General features: G+C 56.1%; 19 protein-coding genes. 3 read left to right on the top strand and 16 right to left on the bottom strand.

Annotation, left to right across the window (positions count from 1 at the left end; genetic code table 11):
• Window positions 1-10 precede the first annotated feature (10 nt).
• The 5 genes from IV01_RS17270 to IV01_RS17290 are packed head-to-tail and all read right to left on the bottom strand — an operon-like array spanning window position 11 to window position 5,449.
• Window positions 11-3,250 (bottom strand): pilus assembly protein, encoded by a 3,240-nt coding sequence (locus tag IV01_RS17270; RefSeq protein ID WP_032627410.1) that lies wholly within the window; start codon window positions 3,248-3,250, stop codon window positions 11-13.
• Entirely contained in the window at window positions 3,237-3,731 is a 495-nt protein-coding gene (locus IV01_RS17275) for a pilus assembly PilX family protein (protein WP_032627408.1), read from the bottom strand. Before IV01_RS17275 ends, IV01_RS17270 begins: the two co-directional genes overlap by 14 nt.
• A gap of 14 nt (window positions 3,732-3,745) precedes the next feature.
• Entirely contained in the window at window positions 3,746-4,450 is a 705-nt protein-coding gene (locus IV01_RS17280; RefSeq protein WP_032627407.1) for a PilW family protein, read from the bottom strand.
• Complete coding sequence (gene pilV, locus IV01_RS17285) at window positions 4,447-4,968, bottom strand: type IV pilus modification protein PilV (protein WP_032627405.1); 522 nt, start codon at window positions 4,966-4,968, stop codon at window positions 4,447-4,449. The genes IV01_RS17280 and pilV overlap by 4 nt, the downstream gene beginning before the upstream one ends.
• 19 nt (window positions 4,969-4,987) lie before the next feature.
• Window positions 4,988-5,449, bottom strand: coding sequence for a GspH/FimT family pseudopilin (locus IV01_RS17290; RefSeq protein WP_032627403.1), 462 nt, complete (start codon window positions 5,447-5,449; stop codon window positions 4,988-4,990).
• 133 nt (window positions 5,450-5,582) lie between these two features.
• Between IV01_RS17290 and IV01_RS17295 the strand changes: the two genes are divergently transcribed.
• Window positions 5,583-6,083 carry a GspH/FimT family pseudopilin gene (locus IV01_RS17295; protein WP_032627468.1) on the top strand — a complete coding sequence of 167 codons (501 nt, stop codon included), beginning with the start codon at window positions 5,583-5,585 and terminating at the stop codon, window positions 6,081-6,083.
• Between the two features lie 232 nt (window positions 6,084-6,315).
• Here IV01_RS17295 and ispH read toward each other — a convergent pair whose 3' ends face one another.
• The 6 genes from ispH to murJ form a co-directional block, all read right to left on the bottom strand.
• Window positions 6,316-7,263, bottom strand: a complete 948-nt coding sequence (ispH, locus tag IV01_RS17300) for a 4-hydroxy-3-methylbut-2-enyl diphosphate reductase (RefSeq protein WP_032627402.1) — start codon at window positions 7,261-7,263, stop codon at window positions 6,316-6,318.
• 63 nt (window positions 7,264-7,326) lie between these two features.
• A complete protein-coding gene (locus tag IV01_RS17305; RefSeq protein WP_032627401.1) occupies window positions 7,327-7,779 on the bottom strand; it encodes an FKBP-type peptidyl-prolyl cis-trans isomerase in 453 nt (150 codons plus the stop codon).
• The gene (gene lspA / locus IV01_RS17310; RefSeq protein WP_032627400.1) at window positions 7,772-8,275 is read right to left on the bottom strand and encodes a signal peptidase II; all 504 of its coding nucleotides are present in this window, start codon (window positions 8,273-8,275) and stop codon (window positions 7,772-7,774) included. Before lspA ends, IV01_RS17305 begins: the two co-directional genes overlap by 8 nt.
• A complete protein-coding gene (ileS, locus tag IV01_RS17315) occupies window positions 8,268-11,099 on the bottom strand; it encodes an isoleucine--tRNA ligase (protein WP_032627398.1) in 2,832 nt (943 codons plus the stop codon). The genes lspA and ileS overlap by 8 nt, the downstream gene beginning before the upstream one ends.
• A gap of 20 nt (window positions 11,100-11,119) precedes the next feature.
• Window positions 11,120-12,046 (bottom strand): bifunctional riboflavin kinase/FAD synthetase, encoded by a 927-nt coding sequence (gene ribF / locus IV01_RS17320; protein WP_032627396.1) that lies wholly within the window; start codon window positions 12,044-12,046, stop codon window positions 11,120-11,122.
• Between the two features lie 133 nt (window positions 12,047-12,179).
• Window positions 12,180-13,718, bottom strand: a complete 1,539-nt coding sequence (gene murJ, locus IV01_RS17325; protein WP_032627395.1) for a murein biosynthesis integral membrane protein MurJ — start codon at window positions 13,716-13,718, stop codon at window positions 12,180-12,182.
• Between the two features lie 250 nt (window positions 13,719-13,968).
• Here murJ and rpsT point away from each other — a divergent pair, with 250 nt between their 5' ends.
• Window positions 13,969-14,247 (top strand): 30S ribosomal protein S20, encoded by a 279-nt coding sequence (gene rpsT, locus IV01_RS17330; protein WP_027899711.1) that lies wholly within the window; start codon window positions 13,969-13,971, stop codon window positions 14,245-14,247.
• 178 nt (window positions 14,248-14,425) lie between these two features.
• Here the strand turns inward: rpsT and IV01_RS17335 are convergent, their stop codons facing one another.
• The 5 genes from IV01_RS17335 to rplU all read right to left on the bottom strand — a co-directional run bounded on the left by IV01_RS17335 (window position 14,426) and on the right by rplU (window position 18,366).
• Complete coding sequence (locus tag IV01_RS17335; RefSeq protein ID WP_032627393.1) at window positions 14,426-14,896, bottom strand: CreA family protein; 471 nt, start codon at window positions 14,894-14,896, stop codon at window positions 14,426-14,428.
• A gap of 172 nt (window positions 14,897-15,068) precedes the next feature.
• Window positions 15,069-16,187 carry a glutamate 5-kinase gene (gene proB, locus IV01_RS17340; RefSeq protein WP_032627392.1) on the bottom strand — a complete coding sequence of 373 codons (1,119 nt, stop codon included), beginning with the start codon at window positions 16,185-16,187 and terminating at the stop codon, window positions 15,069-15,071.
• A gap of 103 nt (window positions 16,188-16,290) precedes the next feature.
• Window positions 16,291-17,514 (bottom strand): Obg family GTPase CgtA, encoded by a 1,224-nt coding sequence (gene cgtA / locus IV01_RS17345; RefSeq protein WP_032627389.1) that lies wholly within the window; start codon window positions 17,512-17,514, stop codon window positions 16,291-16,293.
• Between the two features lie 227 nt (window positions 17,515-17,741).
• Entirely contained in the window at window positions 17,742-18,017 is a 276-nt protein-coding gene (gene rpmA / locus IV01_RS17350; protein ID WP_002551972.1) for a 50S ribosomal protein L27, read from the bottom strand.
• Window positions 18,018-18,051: 34 nt separating this feature from the next.
• Window positions 18,052-18,366: a 50S ribosomal protein L21 gene (gene rplU, locus IV01_RS17355; RefSeq protein ID WP_003230856.1), complete on the bottom strand. Its 315-nt coding sequence runs from the start codon at window positions 18,364-18,366 to the stop codon at window positions 18,052-18,054.
• A 240-nt stretch (window positions 18,367-18,606) separates the two neighbouring features.
• On the opposite strand from rplU, the gene IV01_RS17360 reads away from it, so the two are divergent.
• The gene (locus IV01_RS17360; RefSeq protein WP_032627388.1) at window positions 18,607-19,575 is read left to right on the top strand and encodes a polyprenyl synthetase family protein; all 969 of its coding nucleotides are present in this window, start codon (window positions 18,607-18,609) and stop codon (window positions 19,573-19,575) included.
• Window positions 19,576-19,658 lie beyond the last annotated feature (83 nt).

The following is a 19,658-nucleotide window of genomic DNA, read 5'->3' as shown; positions in this document are numbered from 1 at the left end:
ACCGCACTCCTTACTGAATTTGTCGCCACATGATGCGTTGGTAGACGTTGGCGGTGCCGCCTTTTTCAAGAAGCTTAGTAACGCCACCGCCACTTGAGTCGATGATGTATTTGTTGTCATTGCCTGGAGAAACGCCCGCGACAATGGCCGCCAGATTCGGAATACCAGAGTTGAACGCAAGCCCGGAAACGATGCTGTCAGAATTATTTACGTCGTTGTCGCCATTGGTGTCGAGCACTTGGTAGCTGAGCATGCCGCCCTTGGCGGCATCCAGCTCAAAAATCCTGCCCGTACCTGTACTTTCGCAAGGATCCCCCGAGCTGACTGCGGCCGTTGTAAAAATGATCCGTTCGCGACTGGTTTGCGCTGGATAAATAATCCTTTCACCCAAGTAAGGTGATGAAGTCGCCAATGGTAAATACCATCCTTTCTTGGTAGCCCAGTCGACGTCATTCCTTGTCGATGTGAAATAGGTATTGCCGTTATTGATCCCGGAACCCGCAGTACCTGTGCTGTTGACGGCTTGCGCAACCAGATTGGATTCGGCCAGGTTACCCACGCCATTATCCCAAACGGCATAAAATGCCTGTTGATCTGTAGTGGTCTTGTCCGCAGCTTCAATAAACTTCCCGGTCCCGAAGTAGACCATTTTTCCGGTTCTACTAGGGTGATCAACCAACACAGGCTGTACGGTAATGGGCTGGGCAACACCGCCTGAGGCGGTGAACAAAGGCAACGGATTTGATGCCGTCCCGTAAGCGACTTTCCAACCGAGTGGCGTAGTGGAGCTCAGGTCGAACTTCCATAACCGCCCTCTCAGATCACCAGCATAGGCGGCCTGCACGACGTTTTTTGAGTCGGTGAGCAGTTTGACCGAGGACAGGCCATTATCAGTTTCGCCCGTTCTAGCGGGTATCGAAATTTTAGAGATGAGCGCTCCCGTCGTGGAGTTCAAGATATAAAGCACAGCCAGTCCTGTATTACTCCCGTACCCATTACCAATAGCGACGATACCGGTGCCATCCGCCATGCTGGCGACATCCGGTTTTGAATAAGCAAAGCCTAAATCGTTGAACACGTTCAAAGCATTGGCGGATGCGGGAGCCTGGACTTCCCAAAGGGCCGAAATATCATTGCTGCCCGCCGTGTACAGGTTCACCGCGTAATAGGCTTTACCACCCGCTCCCGTCCCGCCAAACGCTACGGTCTGCCAAGGGGCGGATAGTGATGGTTTAACGTCCATCACTGAAAGCTGCCCATCAACGGTAAATTTATGAGAGCCGCCACCGTAATCAAGCGCGGACAAGGTAACCAGCGACGGTAAAACCGTGGATGGCATATAGGCGTATCGCCGCGATCCGTCCACCGGATTAATTACATGCATGAACCCATCATTGGCATTCACCAAAAGGCTATAAGACATGCCGGATGCTTTTGTATTGAGATAGTTTGTATAGCTGGTGTCGTCCGCTAGGTCGGAGGCGGTTTTGCTGGTAGGCAATGCGCTAGTGAGGGGCGAGTTGACGATATCTCCTAGTAACCTTGTCCGCTGACGCAACCCTGTTTTGTTGGTGCCCGCCGCCCATGCGATGAAATCTGAACCTACAATTCCGTATTGGGTGCGCTGATTCTGAGTAACTGCGTTATTCAATACCGTCTGCTGGTCTGTAGAAAAACGTGTCATCAACAGGGGAATCGGCTTGAAGGTTGAAGTATTGAAAGACTCATACTTCGGCGCGGCCGACGTAATCGTCTCATCCGTATTCCAGGCAAGCCCTTCAGTCGCCCCCGTGGTTGTATTGATGTTGTAGGCTTTAATTGTCCCGCGCCAATCAGCGGGATCATAGAGGGTTTGATAGAACTTTATCCCCGGCACCAATGTTGTCGAGTTCGTAGCCCCGCCACCACCGGAACCAGCCTTGGCGTTGATATCCCTCAATGCTGCTGCCATAGAGTTAGTCAGACCGGCACTGTCATTTGTCTGAAAATAAGTACCGTGCCCATGATTTATATCAGCAGCATCCATCAGCATCTGATTGGCTACGGTAAAACCAACCGTGTAGGTGATCATGTTCTGAGGGTTGAAACCCGCGGTATCCCAGTTCTTCAGCGTCAAATCAGTTCCATCGGCAGGCTTGCGCATATCAATGTCATAGGCGAATTTTGCAATATCGTCCAGGTAAAGCGTGTCTCCCTCGCCATCCCCTTTCGGATTGGCACCATCATTGGCCTTCAAGTCCCAGTTAGGTAACGACCTGTCCGTGTTCAGCTTATCGTCAGGGTCCTCATCAGGAGCGGGAAAATTACGATCATAGGTCGGAAGACCATCGGTAACAATAACAGTGAAGTTTTTCTGACAGCGATATTGTATAGGGCTCGTATATTTAGCGGGTGTTGTGTTGTAGTACGGTTTCATGCCCCTGAAATATCGCGTTACCTCATAATATGTTTCCGCAAGCGGCGTATTGGAATCGCTTCTCAACTTACCAATTGCCGTCGTCAGATCCGTCACGTTCTGCGCAGCCGTAGTCGCAGAAACTGCTGCCTGGTAAGTTGTTTTTTTAACTTCAGCAAGGTCTTTTACGTCTACCGAAATTTTGCCGCCAGGACCAGCATCGTCATTCGTAGGAGGATTGAAATTTGCCAATCCAATTCGAATACTGGTATTACCCTGAATTTTGGTGGTGTTAACAACAAGATCCTTAGCAACGGCACGAGCGACATTCATGCGGAAATCGTTTGGAATAAGACCTTTCGTAAAATCTTTCTTTTTTACGGTTGGCGCCAGATCGATCAGATATGAAAGGTAGTCTGCTGTATATCGAGTCGACCCTTCATTAGCATCATCCACCGGATCCGGAAGTTTGAAACAATACTCAACGCCATTACGTTTAATGTAATAATAACCCGAATCACAACGATTCGAGGAGGCCTGACTTAAAATTAAAGTGTCATCACCCAATATATCTTTTTCACCATCACAATAATACCAGCCACAAACATTGTATTTATACAAATACGTTATTTTAGGCCGCACCGTATTCGGATTGAAATCCGACGCCCAAATGATGTTATTCATACTGCCCGAATTATCCACCAACAGCATCAAGTTTGGAGGTACCGCTGGGGCACTCAATAACGGAACTTGCGACGGAGCAAACGCCGCCTGCGCAGGAACAATGAAATACAACGCCAACAACACCCCGTAGAAATACTTCAACCCACAGCGTAGCGTCTTAGCAATTGGCATAAATGCTCTCCAGAACCGTTATCGACGAGCCTTGTCTGGCGGATGCGGTCACTCTATAAAGCGTCACAGAACTCCCTGAGGAACACGTGGGGGGGCGGGCAACAGGTGTTGTCGTAGTGCCGATATTTTGCAAAGCGTATACCGCATTTGTGCCGGCCTGGACCCAGGTCACACCTGAAGCACCACCGCCCGCACTCGGGAAACCAGTGGAATCGCCAGGGGGCGCGCAGTTCGCTACCGGGGCGCATTTCGCGAGAACGAAGCCCGTCTTCTGTATCTCTGACTCGCCCAACCGCAACGCCGCCTCGGCAAACTGAAAGGACTGATTACGCACCATCACGCTGCCGGACATTTTTTCCTGCATGGTTGCGTTCTGCATCGCCGATACGCCCAGCAATGTCAGCAACAGCAGGAATATGAGGCTGACCACCAGCACCATGCCTTTCTGGGACGACGGTAAACTGCGTCTTTGTGTACTCATTGCATGAAGCCCCTTCAAAACCGGTTACGCACGGCAGCTACTACGTTATAAACCTGATCTCTGACCCTGCCGTTGGGGTCGGTGAGGGTCAGTCGGATGCGCACACTGCGGATATTGGCGGCGTTGCCAGCGTTGATTACGGGGGTATAGGTCATTGGTGTACCTGCAATACCAAAGTCGATCACCAAGCCTCCGACGTTGTTGAGTAATGGCTGAATGTTGTTCGCGTCAGGACCCACGCCTAACACCGGGCCGTTGAGCACATAGATCAGCTGACGCAGCGGAAACGCGACTTGGCCTGCTGCCGGTGCCCGGTTACCTGCGTAGAGCTCAGTGGTGCTTTGGCAGTTCGACACAACCGTCCAGTTTGGTACACCGCCGGACCCGCCGATATCGGCGGTGATAAGGGTCAACGTGTTGTTGGCGTTATTCCAGAGGATAGGAGTGTTGAACGCTGCAGGCTTCACAGGCATCGAGCCGTTTGCCACCGTAAGGTTATCCACGCTCAAACAGCCGAACATGCCCGTCATGCGGATTTCCTGCATCAATTTGCTCAACACAAACCGAGCGTCTTCCTGCATTCGGGCCGAGGTGTTCTGGGTGGTGTAGGTGCCACGGGAGGCAACGAAAATCTGGATCACTCCCATGGAAATCACCAGCCCCAGCACAAGGGCAACCATGATTTCGATCAGGCCGAAGCCTCTGGAATACTTCTTCATGGTGTCACCACATTCACGCCAACCTGAGATATCAGCACAAAACTTCTCTGAGTACCGCTCGTTGCGGAACCGGTGAGGGCAACGTCGCTGGCCCCCGTAGCTCGGGCATCATTCCAGAAGATGGTAATCCTCACCTCACGACCATTGATGGCAATACTGCTGTTCGCGCCATCGGCGCCTGCAAATGCAGAGACATTGGCCCTGAAGTTCGCCAAGTCCTCAGACCTGGCGTCGCTGCCTGCGGCAGGCGCAGCCGCCAGCGAACTCAGAGCATAAGTTGCCAAGACATTGGTTGCCCCGTTACCCACTGCGTTGCCGTCCACATTCGCCCGAATTCTGTCCATCATGTCGTAGGCAATAAAACTCGCCTGGCTGGTCATGGCCGAGCTGTCGGTGTATTTGAGGGCATTCAATTGAATTGCTGCGGCACCCAATATGCCAATGGCCAGAATCAATACTGAAACCAGTACTTCGATCAGCGTCATGCCTTTCTGGCGACGTTTACATCCCTTGCGCATATTCAGTTTCCACTCAAAGCTATTGAATTCGACCGTTCAAGCCTATATTCAAGGTCCTGACATTGCTGCCCAATGTGTAAGTCATTACGACAGCCTCGGCAGGCGCAGACAGACCGCCCAGGTTATTAAACTGAAGGGCACTCACGCTGGTACCGCCCGTGGTCGCCATGGCCACCTTGGCGCCACTGCTCATAGGGGCAACGACCCGGATAGCGGTGGTCGTGTCAGACGACAACACCACCTTCAATTCGGTGGTCCAGGTGGCGCCTGTGCTCGGCAACACCGTCATGTTCACACCCCGATTTATCGCCTCTAACCGCGTAAAGTTGAGCGCCCGCTGCAGGTCACTCACTTCGGAATCGGCCTTGGATTTCTGAATCATGCTGCTGAAATTCGGCACAGCAATGGCCGCCAGTATCCCCACCAGCGTCACAGTGATTAACAATTCGATGAGGGTAAAGCCCTTGGCGCGGCGGGTCATTGAGTGTCTCCTTAACGTTACGACTATAGGGCAGCAGTCGCGTCCCAAGGCAGACAGGAGGATATACGGTTGTTTGGCTGGGACGAATGCCCGGATGGGGTTCTGCGGAAAATATTTCCAGGGAGGAAAGCACATGAAACAGTCAGGTTTTACGCTGATCGAGCTGTTTGTAACGTTGGTGGTGATTGGGGTTATGGCGAGTCTCGCGCTTCCCGCGATGGCTGAAATGGTCACGGCGCAGAGACGGTTTGATGTGGCGCAGCAGTTGGCGAGTGGATTACGCACGGCGCGGGTTGAAGCGATTACACGCCATCAGGTCATACTGCTGCACGCAATCGACGAGGACTGGAGCAAAGGCTGGAGGATCAGCACCAACCCTAGCGGCAAGGGTGCGGGTGATGAGCGTAATGTGCTGCTGACAGAACGAAGCTTTGGCGGAAAAATTCCGATAGCGGCGAGGCTTCGACACAGACCTTACGTAAGCTTCAATAGCCTGGGGGCTACAAGTACGTCGAACGGCAGGCTATTCATCTGCGATCAAGAGGAAGCTGTCAGCCATTACGAGGTGATCATTGCAGTTACCGGGCGTGTGACGATTGAAAGCCAGAAAAAGCCCGAAGAGCGTTGTGGCTGAAACCGGTAAGAACCAACGTATTGGCGAGGCGCGGAACCTTACACACCGCCCCGCCAAGACGTTTGGCGCCTCCAGGACAGCTTTATCTCTGGAAATGCGCAAGATCCGTGGGAGCGAGCTTGCTCGCGAAGAGGCCGGATCGGAAAAAACATCTGTTGAGAGAGGAACACCGCTTTCGCGAGCAAGCTCGCTCCCACGTGTAGCTTTATTCCAACCCTACAACTTCAGCGCATCACAACAACGACTTGACCCGCAGCTCCTTGGGCATGGAGAAGGTGACGTTTTCTTCGCGGCCAGCCAGTTCGTCTGCGCCGGTTGCGCCCCAGGCGTGCAGTTGCTGGATCACACCACGCACCAGGACTTCAGGCGCCGAGGCACCTGCCGTGATGCCGATGCGCTCAACACCATCGAACCAGTTGCGCTGCATGTCTTCGGCGCCGTCGATGAGGTAAGCCGGAGTCGCCATGCGTTCAGCCAGTTCCCGCAGGCGATTGGAGTTGGAGCTGTTCGGGCTGCCGACCACCAGTACCACATCGCACTCATCAGCCAGTTGCTTGACCGCGTCCTGGCGGTTTTGCGTGGCGTAGCAGATGTCGTCTTTGCGTGGACCGCCAATCGCTGGAAAGCGAGTTCGCAGTGCATCGATCACACGGCTGGTGTCGTCCATGGATAAGGTCGTCTGGGTTACGAACGCCAAGGCCTGCGGGTTGCGCACCTGCAAATTGGCAACGTCCTCTTCGTCCTCGACCAGATAGATAGCTCCACCATTGCTGGCGTCATACTGGCCCATGGTGCCTTCGACTTCCGGGTGCCCTTCGTGACCAATCAGGATGCACTCACGGCCATCACGGCTGTAGCGAGCAACCTCAATGTGGACCTTGGTCACCAACGGGCAGGTCGCATCGAACACTTTCAAACCACGACCGGATGCCTCGGTGCGCACGGCCTGTGAAACGCCGTGGGCGCTGAAGATAACGATGACGTCATCCGGGACCTGATCCAGCTCTTCGACGAAGATCGCACCGCGAGCGCGCAGGTCTTCGACGACAAATTTGTTATGAACCACTTCGTGGCGCACATAGATCGGCGGGCCAAACACTTCCAGGGCGCGATTGACGATTTCGATCGCACGATCCACTCCAGCGCAGAAGCCGCGGGGGTTGGCGAGTTTGATTTGCATAGGTGCCTCTTATCTACGTGCGAAACAGCCCGGCAAAGGCCGGGCTCGGTTCAGACTCAACGCTTAAAGCGCTCTGACCTCAAAGATTTCCACTTCGAAGTTCAGGGTCTTGCCCGCCAGCGGGTGATTGAAGTCGATGGTCACTTGCGCGTCATCGAAAGCTTTCACCACGCCCGGCAGCTCAGTATTGGCCGCATCGTTGAAGATCACCAGCAAACCTTCCGACAGTTCCATGTCCTGAAACTGCGAACGGGGGATGATCTGCACGTTTTGCGGGTTTGGCTGGCCGAAGGCGTTTTCCGGCAGAACCTGCACAGTGCGTCGATCACCAGCCTTGAAACCAAATATTGCAGCCTCGAAACCTGGCAACAGATTGCCGTCACCCACCTTGAATTTGGCCGGGGCCTTTTCAAACGTGCTGTCGACCGTGTCGCCGTTTTCCAGGCGCAACGCAAAATGCAGAGTGACTTCCGTGTTCTGACCGATGCGTTGCTCGGTCAATAACTGTTCAGTCATTAACGGTTTCTCCGGTTTTCTTGCTCTTGAACATATCCAGCGCCAGCATGATTGCGCCCACAGTGATTGCACTGTCCGCCACGTTGAAGGCCGGGAAGCCGTGTTCCTTCCAGTGCACGAAGATAAAGTCGATCACATGGCCAATGACGATGCGATCGTACAAGTTACCCAGCGCGCCACCTAGAACCAGTGCCAGGGCAATGGCCAGCCAGGTTTCATCGCGTCCAAGACGCTTGAGCCAGACCACCAGCACGACACTGACCACGATGGCGATCAGGGCGAACAGCCAGCGCTGCCAGCCCGAACTGTCGGCCAGGAAGCTGAAGGCCGCGCCCGTGTTGTAGGCCAGCATCCAGCTGAAATAGTCCGGAATGATCACGATCTGTTCGTACAATTCCAGTCGGTTCTCGAAGTAATACTTGCTGGCCTGGTCAATGACCAGCACCAGCAAGCTCAACCAGAGCCACGACAAACGACCCAAGCCTGATTTAGGCATAGTGGCGAACCTCGCCCGTGCCGCTGATGTTATCGACGCAACGACCGCAGATTTCTGGATGCTCCGGGTTCACGCCGACGTCTGCGCGGTGGTGCCAGCAACGGGCGCACTTGGCATGACCGGACTTGACCACTTTGAGCTTCAGACCAGCAACTTCGGTCACTACCGCATCGGCTGGCGCGTCCAGCAGAGGCGCGACGCTGGCCGTTGAGGTGATCAGCACGAAGCGCAATTCATTGCTCAGCTTCGACAGGTCAGCCACCAGCGAGTCTTCAGCATACAAGGTCACTTCAGCCTGAAGGTTGCCGCCAATCGCCTTGGCCGCACGCAGGTTTTCCATTTCCTTGTTGACCGCGACCTTGACCGCCATGATCCGCTCCCAGTAGGCGCGGTCCAGTTCGAAGTCGGCTGGCATTTCGCTCAGGCCCTGATACCAGGTGTTGAGCATCACAGACTCGTTACGCTCGCCCGGCAGGTACTGCCACAGTTCGTCAGCGGTGAAGGCCAGGATCGGTGCGATCCAGCGCACCAGCGCCTCGGAGATGTGGAACAGCGCGGTCTGACACGAGCGACGCGCGGTGCTGTCGGCAGCCGTGGTGTATTGACGGTCCTTGATGATGTCCAGGTAGAAACCACCGAGTTCCTGCACGCAGAAGTTATGGATCTTGGAGTACACGTTCCAGAAGCGGTATTCGCCGTAGTGCTCTTCCAGCTCGCGTTGCAGCAGCAACGCACGGTCCACGGCCCAGCGATCCAGGGCGAGCATTTCATCCGGCGGCAGGATGTCGGTCGCAGGGTTGAAGCCGCTCAGGTTCGAGAGCAGGAAGCGTGCAGTGTTGCGGATCCGCCGGTAAGCGTCAGCGCTGCGCTGCAGGATCTGGTCGGAAATCGCCATTTCGCCGGAGTAGTCAGTTGCCGATACCCATAGACGCATGATGTCCGCGCCCAGTGAATCGTTGACCTTTTGCGGCGCCACGACGTTGTTCAGCGATTTCGACATCTTGCGACCGTTCTCGTCGACAACGAAACCATGAGTCAGCAATTCGCGGTACGGCGCGTGGTCGTCCAGCATGCAGCCGGTCAGCAGCGACGAATGGAACCAGCCACGGTGTTGGTCGGAACCTTCCAGGTATAGATCGGCGCGCGGACCGCTCTCGTGGCCCATCGGGTGTGAACCGCGCAGCACGTGCCAGTGAGTGGTGCCCGAGTCGAACCAGACGTCCAGGGTATCGGAGATCTTGTCGTACTTCGGCGCCTCATCACCCAGCAACTCGGCGGCGTCCATCTTGAACCAGGCTTCGATGCCTTCTTTCTCGACGCGCAGCGCCACTTCTTCCATCAGCTCTACAGTACGTGGATGCAGCTCACCGCTTTCCTTGTGCAGGAAGAACGGGATCGGCACGCCCCAGTTGCGCTGACGGGAGATGCACCAGTCCGGACGATTGGCGATCATCGAGTGCAGGCGAGCCTGACCCCATGCTGGTACGAACTGGGTGTCTTCGATGGCTTTCACGGCCCGCTCGCGCAGGGTGTCGCCCACTTCAGGCTGCTTGTCCATGCCCACGAACCACTGCGCTGTGGCGCGGTAGATCAGTGGCGACTTGTGGCGCCAGCAGTGCATGTAGCTGTGAGTGATGGTCTCGGTGTCCATCAGGCTGCCGACTTCGGCCAGCTTGTCGATGATGTTCTGGTTAGCCTTGAAGATGAACTGGCCACCGAAGAACTCAAGCGACTCCACATACACGCCGTTGCTCTGCACCGGGCTGATGATGTCGTCGTTGGTCAAGCCGTAGCTTTTGCTGATCACGAAGTCGTCGACGCCATAGGCTGGCGAGCAGTGAACCACGCCAGTACCGGCGCTCAGTTCGACGTAGTCCGCTAGATACACCGGCGACAGACGATCATAGAACGGATGACGGAAGTTGATCAGCTCCAGCGCCGCACCCGTAGTGGTGGCCAGGACTGTCCCTTGTAGCTTGTAGCGAACCAGGCACGACTCGACCAGTTCCGAAGCCAGCACCAGCAACCTGTCGCCCACATCCACCAGCGAGTATTCGAACTCGGGATGAACGTTCAGCGCCTGGTTGGCAGGGATGGTCCACGGGGTGGTGGTCCAGATCACGATGGAGGCAGGCTTGCTCAGGGAATCCAGGCCAAATGCCGCAGCCAGTTTCGCCTCATCGGCAATCGGGAACGCAACGTCGATGGTGGAGGACTTCTTGTCCTGGTATTCGACTTCAGCTTCAGCCAGGGCCGAGCCGCAATCGAAACACCAGTTCACAGGCTTGAGACCCTTGAACACGAAGCCGCCCTTGACCATTTCCGCCAGGGCACGGATTTCCCCAGCCTCGTTGGCGAAGTCCATGGTGCGGTAAGGATTGCTCCAGTCACCCAGCACACCCAGACGGATGAACTCGGCCTTTTGACCTTCGATCTGCTCAGCGGCATAGGCGCGGCACAGCTCACGCGTCTTGTCCGCAGGCAGGTTTTTGCCGTGGGTCACTTCGACCTTGTGCTCGATCGGCAGGCCATGGCAGTCCCAGCCCGGAACATAAGGCGCGTCAAAGCCCGAAAGGGTTTTCGAGCGAGTGATCATGTCCTTGAGAATCTTGTTAACGGCGTGACCGATGTGAATATTGCCGTTGGCGTAAGGAGGACCGTCGTGCAGAACGAACTTTGGACGATCCTTGCCAATTTCGCGCAGCTTCTGGTACAGGCCAATGCTGTCCCAGCGCTGCAGAGTTTGCGGCTCGCGCTGGGGCAGGCCGGCCTTCATCGGGAAGGCGGTGTCCGGAAGATTAAGCGTGGCTTTGTAGTCGGTCATTTCGGGCTCTTAATTAGCGGTTAGCCGTGCCAATGGGCACGGGCGGCGGCGACGTCCGCATTGATCGCCGTCTTGAGCGCCTCCAGTGAGGCGAAACGCTGCTCATCACGCAGCTTATGGTGGAAAGCCACCGTCAAACGCCGGTCATAAAGATCGCCGGCAAAATCCAGAAGATGCACTTCAAGGTGGGCACTGCCATCACCTGCCACAGTCGGGCGCACGCCAATATTGGCGACTCCCGGCCAGGTCTTGCCGTCAATGCTCGCACTGACCAGATACACCCCGGTCAGCGGGACGCGACGGCGCTTGAGTTGCACGTTGGCAGTGGGCGTACCCAGTTGCCGCGCCAGCTTCTGGCCGTGCAGGATGCGCCCGGTAATCCGGAACGGGCGGCCAAGCATCCGCTCGGCAAGGGCAAAATCCGCCACTGCCAGGGCGTTGCGCACCTTGGTGCTGCTGACGCGAACGCCATCAATCTCAACGGTCTGCGCCGCTTCGACCGTGAAGCCACGGACATTGCCCGCTTGCTGCAGGAAGTCGAAGTCGCCGATTCGGTCGCAACCGAACCGGAAATCATCGCCCACCTCAAGATGTTGTATTCCCAACCCTTCGATCAGCACCGTGTCGACGAATTCCGCCGCACTGAGCTTGCTCAAACGCTGGTTGAACGCCAGACACAGCACCCGGTCTACGCCTTCGGCGGCCAGCAGTTCAAGCTTGTCCCGCAACCGCGCCAGACGCGCCGGTGCGGTGGCCGGAGTGAAAAACTCACGGGGTTGCGGCTCGAAAATGACCACGCAACTGGGTACGCCCAACTCGACAGCGCGATCACGCAAGCGCGCCAGAATAGCCTGGTGGCCCCGGTGAACACCGTCAAAGTTGCCAATAGTGGCGACGCAGCCCCGATGCTGGGGGCGCAGATTATGGAGGCCTCGAACCAGCTGCATAACGCACTTCTTGCTCATAAAGTGGCCGATTATAACCACACACAGCCCCGGACGACAGGCAACTCACCGAGGCAAAACAACAGTCATCGGCCTGCAACGCAAAAAACCGACGACCACCCGTTACAACTGCTACTCACATTACCGCGCTACGGGCGAAATCTTTCAGGCGAAAACCCAGCAATAGCAGCGACGCAAAATAGGCGATCAGCCCCGCTGCAACCAGCCCACCCAGGCGAATGAAGCGCTCCAGCATGTGCCCCTCGCTCCACTCCGGCATAACGTGCATCAGCCCCAGCAATACGCCAGACATTACGCCGACGGCCAGCACCAGCTTGAAGAAAAACTTCGTCCAGCCTGGTTGCGGTTGAAACAGATCCTGCTTGCGCAACTGCCAGAACAACAACAAAGCATTGATACAGGCACCCACACTGATTGCCAACGCCAGACCAGCGTGCTGCAGCGGACCGATGAAAACCAGGTTCAGCAGTTGAGTCACTATGAGGGTGAAGATGGCGATTTTCACCGGGGTGCGAATATTTTGTTGCGCATAAAACCCTGGCGCGAGGACCTTGATCACGATGATCCCCAGCAAACCCACGGAATAAGCGATCAAGGCGCGCTGCGTCATGGCCGCATCCATCGCGTCGAATTTACCGTACTGGAACAGGGAAACGGTCAGCGGCTCGGCAAGAATACCCAGCGCCAGCGTGCAGGGCAGGACCAGGACGAAGCAAAGACGCAACCCCCAATCCAGAATCCTTGAATATTCCTGGCGATCCTTGTTGGCGTAGGTTTTCGAGAGGATCGGCAACAGAATTGTACCCAGCGCAACGCCCAGCACACCCGATGGCAATTCCATCAAACGGTCGGCGTAGTACATCCAGGACACCGAACCAGCCACAAGGAACGAGGCAAAAATCGTATTGATAATCAGAGAAATCTGACTTACCGAGACGCCAAGGATGGCGGGCAGCATCTGTTTCATTACACGCCAAACCCCGCTATCGCGCAGATTCAGGCGCGGCAATACCAGCATGCCGATCTTTTTCAAGTGCGGGAGTTGGTAGAGCAGCTGCAAAAGCCCGCCCACCAGCACGGCCCAGCCGAGGGCCATTACCGGCGGGTCGAAGTAAGGCGTCAGGAACAGGGCAAAGAAGATCATGCTGACATTGAGCAGCGTGGGCACGAAGGCCGGAACGGAAAAGCGGTTCCAGGTGTTGAGAATCGCACCCGAGAGAGAAGACAGGGAGATCAGCAATATATAAGGAAAGGTTACTCGCAACAGATCCGAGGTCAGCGCGAATTTCTCCGGCGTATCGGCAAAGCCCGGTGCCGTGGCCCAGATCACCCAGGGCGCAGCAACGACACCAAGCAACGTGACCAGCGCCAGCACCAGCGTCAGCAAGCCTGTTACGTAAGCCACAAAGGTCCGCGTGGCCTCCTCGCCTTGCTGGCTTTTATATTCCGCCAGGATCGGCACGAAGGCCTGGGAAAAAGCCCCCTCGGCAAAAATCCGACGCAGCAGATTGGGCAATTTGAAGGCGATAAAGAAGGCATCGGTGGCCATCCCGGCGCCAAAGGTGCGCGCGATGATGGTGTCACGAATGAAGCCCAGCACCCTTGAAAGCAGCGTGATAGAGCTAACGGCGGCCAATGATTTGAGTAGGTTCATTAAAGAATTTAGCGCCTTGGCTAAAGGACCGGCGATTAACCTGTCCATTTATGCGATACTCTGCGCCGCAAAAGCCCAGAGCCAAAGCCGGCGAGTTTACAGGTCGCGCACCGGAAATAAATATCCCGGTCGAATACGTCCACCGCTCGGCGGAACTTATCGACGACCCTTGACAATCAATTCAGTCATCGGCATGATTCGCGGCCTATTTTGTAAGCTATTTCCTAAAAGTCTTTCGAGGAGCTCGACGGTGGCCAACACACCTTCCGCCAAAAAACGTGCAAAACAGGCTGAGAAGCGTCGCAGCCACAACGCCAGCCTGCGTTCCATGGTTCGTACCTACATCAAGAATGTAGTTAAAGCCATCGACGCAAAAGACGCTGAAAAAGCGCAAGCTGCCTATGTTCTGGCTGTTCCTGTTATCGACCGTATGGCCGATAAAGGTATCATCCACAAGAACAAAGCTGCTCGCCATAAAAGCCGCCTGAATGGTCACATCAAAGACCTTAGCGTTGCTGCTGCAGCCTAAGCGATAAGCTTGAGCTGTTAAAAAACCGACCTAAGGGTCGGTTTTTTGTTGTCTGTGATTTGTTGAATCACCGCATTATCTGTAGCTCACGAGCACCGCGAGGCAGCGATAGCGGCCTGCCTGATACACCGCCATCGCGGCCTCGCGGTGCTCGTGCGCTCTTACAGAGATTTATTGTTCACGGCGCTGGCGCTGGCGACCACGGCAGGATTGGAATCGCCGTCACAGCATTCTGCGGGCTGCCTTCGATGATTCGGTCGCTGTAGACCAGGTACACCAGCGAGTTACGCTTTTTATCGAAGAAACGCACCACCTGCATGGTCTTGAACACCAGCGAGGTACGCTCCTTGAAGACCTCATCACCGTCCTTGAGGTTTTCCTTGAAGTGGATCGGTCCAACCTGACGACAGGCAATAGACGCCTCCGCACGATCTTCCGCCAGACCAAGACCACCCTTCACCCCACCCGTCTTGGCGCGAGACAGATAACAGGTCACGCCATCGACCTTCGGATCATCAAAGGCCTCGACCACGATCCGATCATTGGGGCCGACGAGCTTGAACACTGTCGATACCTGACCGATTTCTTCAGCAGAAGCCAGCATCGGCAGCACCAGCAAAGCCCCGAGCAATCCTTTCATTACGCGCATTACGTATTCCTTGTCTTGTAGAAGGCTGGCTCACACCGCAAAGCCGTAGGAGCGCGCTTGGTCTGGGCCGCATCCGGACGATAGCGTCGTGCCAGCCAACAATTTGCCGCCTGACATGACGCAATCGTCCGGATGCGGCCCAGACCAAGCGCGCTCCTACAGAAACAGCATTTCAAACCAGTATCAGGTTATCCCGATGCACCAGCTCCGGTTCAGCCATATAGCCGAGCACGCGCACGATAGCCTCGGAAGACTGACCAATTATTTTTTGAGCTTCAAGGGCACTGTAGTTGCTCAAACCCCGAGCGATTTCTCGGCCGTCAGGCGCAACACAAACCACCATCTCACCGCGACGGAAACTGCCTTGCACCAGCTTGACGCCCACCGGCAACAGGCTTTTGTGATCACGACTCAGCGCCGCGACAGCACCTTCATCCAGCACCAGGGTGCCACGGGTTTGCAGATGCCCCGCCAACCACTGCTTGCGAGCAGCAAGCATCTCGCGCTCAGGCGACAGGAGCGTACCCAGCCGCTCACCCGCCTTCAGACGAGCCAGCACGCGCTCAATGCGCCCGCCAACGATGACGGTGTGCGCCCCCGAGCGAGCCGCCAGACGAGCGGCACGAAGCTTGGTCTGCATACCGCCACGCCCCAGCGCACCACCCGTGCCGCCGGCGACCGCATCCAGCGCCGGATCATCCGCCCGAGCTTCGTAAATCAACTGCGCCTCGGGATTGTTGCGCGGATCCGCATCAAACATGCCGTCACGGTCAGTCAGAATCACCAGCAAGTCCGCTTCAACCAGATTGGCGACCAGCGCAGCCAGGGTGTCGTTGTCACCAAAGCGGATCTCGTCAGTCACAACGGTGTCGTTTTCGTTGATGACCGGCACCACGCCCAACTCAACAAGGGTGCGCAAGGTGCTGCGAGCGTTCAGGTAGCGTTTGCGATCAGACAAATCATCGTGTGTCAGAAGAATCTGCGCTGTATGGCGGCCATGCTCGGCAAAACTGGATTCCCACGCCTGAACCAGACCCATCTGACCGATTGCGGCAGCGGCCTGCAGCTCATGCATGGCACTGGGTCGCGACGTCCAGCCCAAACGGCTCATACCGGCAGCCACGGCACCGGAAGACACCAGCACCAATTCAACGCCTGCTTCGTGCAGCGCCACCATCTGCTCGACCCAAACACCCATCGCCGAACGATCCAGCCCTTTGCCATCTGCCGTCAGCAAGGCGCTGCCAATCTTCACGACCCAACGCTGGGCACCTGTCACTTTGCTGCGCATCATCTTCCAACCTTAGCCAGAGAGTTTTGGTAGATACAAATTCAAGATATCAGATACAAAAACGCCGCTTATAAATAAGCGGCGTCTAGTTTACTGCAGAGGATCAGTCACGGACGTAAATGATTTCCGGACCATCTTCGTCATCGACATCTTCTTCATCCCAATCATCGTCACCGATGTCATGCACGCTCTTCACACCGCTACGGCGCAGAGCACGCTGATCATCCAGCGCTTGCAGCTGGGCACGCGCCTCGTCTTCGATGCGCTGATCCAGCTCGGCCAGCTCCTGGGCGTAGCCAGGCTCTTCAGCGATACGCAGGCTGCGCTCCTCGAGATAGCGCATGATGTCGCGACTAAGCTGCTCAGTGCCTTCTTTGGCGATTGCCGAGATGACATAGACAGGACCGGTCCACTCCAGACGATCAACGATTTCCTTGACCCGAGCTTCATGCTCTTCTTCAAGGATCTGGTCGCACTTGTTCAGCACCAGCCAGCGATCACGCTCGGCCAGGGACGGGCTGAATTTGACCAGCTCGTTGGTGATGATTTCAGCGGCGTCCGGCGCACTGCTTTCGTCCAGTGGCGCCATGTCAACGAGGTGCAGCAGCAAGCGAGTACGCGCCAAGTGCTTGAGGAAGCGAATCCCCAGACCCGCGCCATCGGAAGCACCCTCGATCAGACCTGGAATGTCTGCAACCACGAAGCTCTTCCAGCGATCGACACTGACCACACCCAGGTTTGGCACCAGGGTCGTGAACGGATAGTCAGCCACTTTCGGCTTGGCCGCGGACACAGAACGGATAAAGGTACTTTTGCCAGCATTCGGCAGACCCAGCAAACCGACGTCAGCAAGCACTTTCAGCTCAAGCTTGAGGTCACGCTGATCACCCGGCTTACCCGGAGTGGTCTGACGCGGCGCGCGGTTGGTACTGGATTTGAAACGCGTGTTACCCAGGCCGTGCCACCCGCCCATGGCAACCAGCAGACGCTGACCCGCCTTGGTGAGGTCGCCAATGATTTCCTGAGTGCTGGCGTCGATCACGGTAGTGCCAACCGGCACACGCAGGACGAGCTCTTCGCCCTTCTTGCCGGTGCAGTCTGCGCTGCCACCGTTCGAACCGCGCTCGGCGTCGAAGTGACGGGTGTAACGGTAGTCAACCAGGGTGTTGAGGTTTTCGTCAGCGACCATGAAGATCGAGCCACCATCACCACCGTCGCCGCCGTTAGGACCGCCATTCTCGATGAATTTCTCGCGACGGAAGCTCATGCAACCGTTGCCGCCATCACCGGCTTTTACTCGAATGGATACTTCATCTACAAATTTCATAACGCACGCCTCCCGCCACAGGGACGAGCAGAACAACATAAATTACATAAGGCTCTTGCAAAAATGAGCGTTGCGATACCGATCAAAAACCAGCGACCTCAGAGGTCAACATCACAACAGCCCGCACAAACAGTTTTGCAAGAGACTCACCAAAGCCTTTTACAGCCACATCCTTCAAAAACGAAAAAGCCCCGTCGCGAGACAGGGCTTTTCCAGCTGCTGCATGATTACGCTGCGGAGACTTCAGTCTTCGGAACGATGCTCACGTAGCGACGACCGAAGGCGCCTTTAACCTGGAACTTGATCACGCCTTCCACTTTCGCGAACAGGGTGTGATCTTTGCCCATACCAACGCCGTAGCCAGCGTGGAATTGGGTGCCGCGCTGACGCACGATGATGTTGCCCGGAATGATTGCCTGGCCGCCATACATCTTCACGCCAAGGCGTTTAGCTTCTGAATCGCGACCGTTACGGGTACTACCACCAGCTTTTTTGTGTGCCATGAGTCAATTCTCCTAGTGAGGGATTAGGCTGAAATTAAGCCTGAATACCGGTGATTTTGATCTCGGTGTACCACTGGCGGTGGCCCATACGCTTCATGTGGTGCTTACGACGACGGAACTTGATGATGCGAATTTTGTCGTGGCGACCTTGGGAGATCACTTCAGCTACAACGGTAGCGCCGGCAACAACTGGTGCGCCGATGTTAACGTCGTCGCCATTGGCAACCAACAGAACGCGATCAAAAGTAACGGATTCGCCGGTAGCGATTTCCAGCTTTTCGATCTTCAGGTATTCACCTGGAGCAACTTTGTACTGCTTGCCACCGGTAACGATTACTGCATAAGACATGGTATTTCTCCGTAAATCCTGCTCACCCAGCTCTTTATAAGTAGAGTATCGGCTGGCATGGCTGCTTGGGGCTGGAACGGCCCGGTCGCAATTGCGTAAGGCAGGTGCTGCCCAGGAAAGTTAGGGTGCGCGATTGTACGCAACGCCCCGTGCTGTTGCAAGAGGCTGGATGTCATACCTTGACACGCTCTGACCCGCGACCTAGCATGCGGCGCAACCCTTCTGGAGCACCTCTCGCTGATGCAACCTCAAGCCTTCTACCGCGCAGTGGCGGACGATTTTAGTGCCGTCGACGTCATTATCAAGAAGCAGCTGACGTCGCGGGTACCGTTGGTCTCGAAAATCGGCGACTACATAACCTCTGCTGGCGGTAAACGCCTGCGTCCATTACTTGTGCTGCTCTGTGGCAAAGCACTGGGCCGTGAGGGCGATGACCTGCGCCTGCTGGCTGCCACCATCGAATTTCTGCACACCGCGACCTTGCTGCATGACGACGTGGTCGACATGTCCGGCATGCGCCGCGGCCGCTCTACCGCCAACGCACTGTGGGGCAACGCACCCAGCGTGCTGGTGGGCGACTTCCTTTATTCCCGCTCGTTCGAAATGATGGTCGAACTCGGCTCGATGCCGGTGATGAAGATCCTGTCGAAAGCGACCAGGGTAATCGCCGAGGGCGAAGTGTTGCAGCTGTCGAAAGTTCGTGACGCCAGCACCACCGAAGAAACCTATATGGAAGTGATTCGCGGCAAGACAGCCATGCTGTTCGAAGCCTCGACCCATAGCGCCGCCGCGCTGTGCAACGCCAGTGAAGAGCAAAGTGAAGCCCTGCGCACCTTCGGCGACCACCTGGGTGTGGCTTTCCAGCTGGTAGACGACCTGCTCGACTACCGTGGCGACGCTGAAACCCTAGGCAAGAACGTCGGTGACGATCTGGCCGAAGGCAAGCCGACCCTGCCGCTGATCTACACCATGCGCGAAGGCACAGCCGAACAGGCTGCATTGGTCCGTCAGGCCATTCAGAAAGGCGGCCTGGAAGATCTGGAAAGCATCCGCGCCGCCGTCGAAAGCGCCGGTGCACTGGATTACACCGCCCAGTTGGCCCGTGACTATGTCGCCCGCGCAATCAAATGCCTGGAAGCCCTGCCGCCGAGCGAATACCGCGACGCGCTGGTGGAGCTGAGTGAGTTTGCGGTAGCCCGTACCCACTGATCGCCCGCTGTTTCGAAAGAGCCCGTCCATGTGACGGGCTTTTTGTTGGGCCCGATTTCGTGAATTACCTCGATCCTGTGGGA

This window comes from Pseudomonas syringae (assembly GCF_000737245.1).
GTDB lineage: Bacteria > Pseudomonadota > Gammaproteobacteria > Pseudomonadales > Pseudomonadaceae > Aquipseudomonas > Aquipseudomonas syringae_J.
The sequence above is the reverse complement of the archived record's forward strand: the minus strand, read 5'-3'. Positions and strand labels throughout refer to the sequence as shown.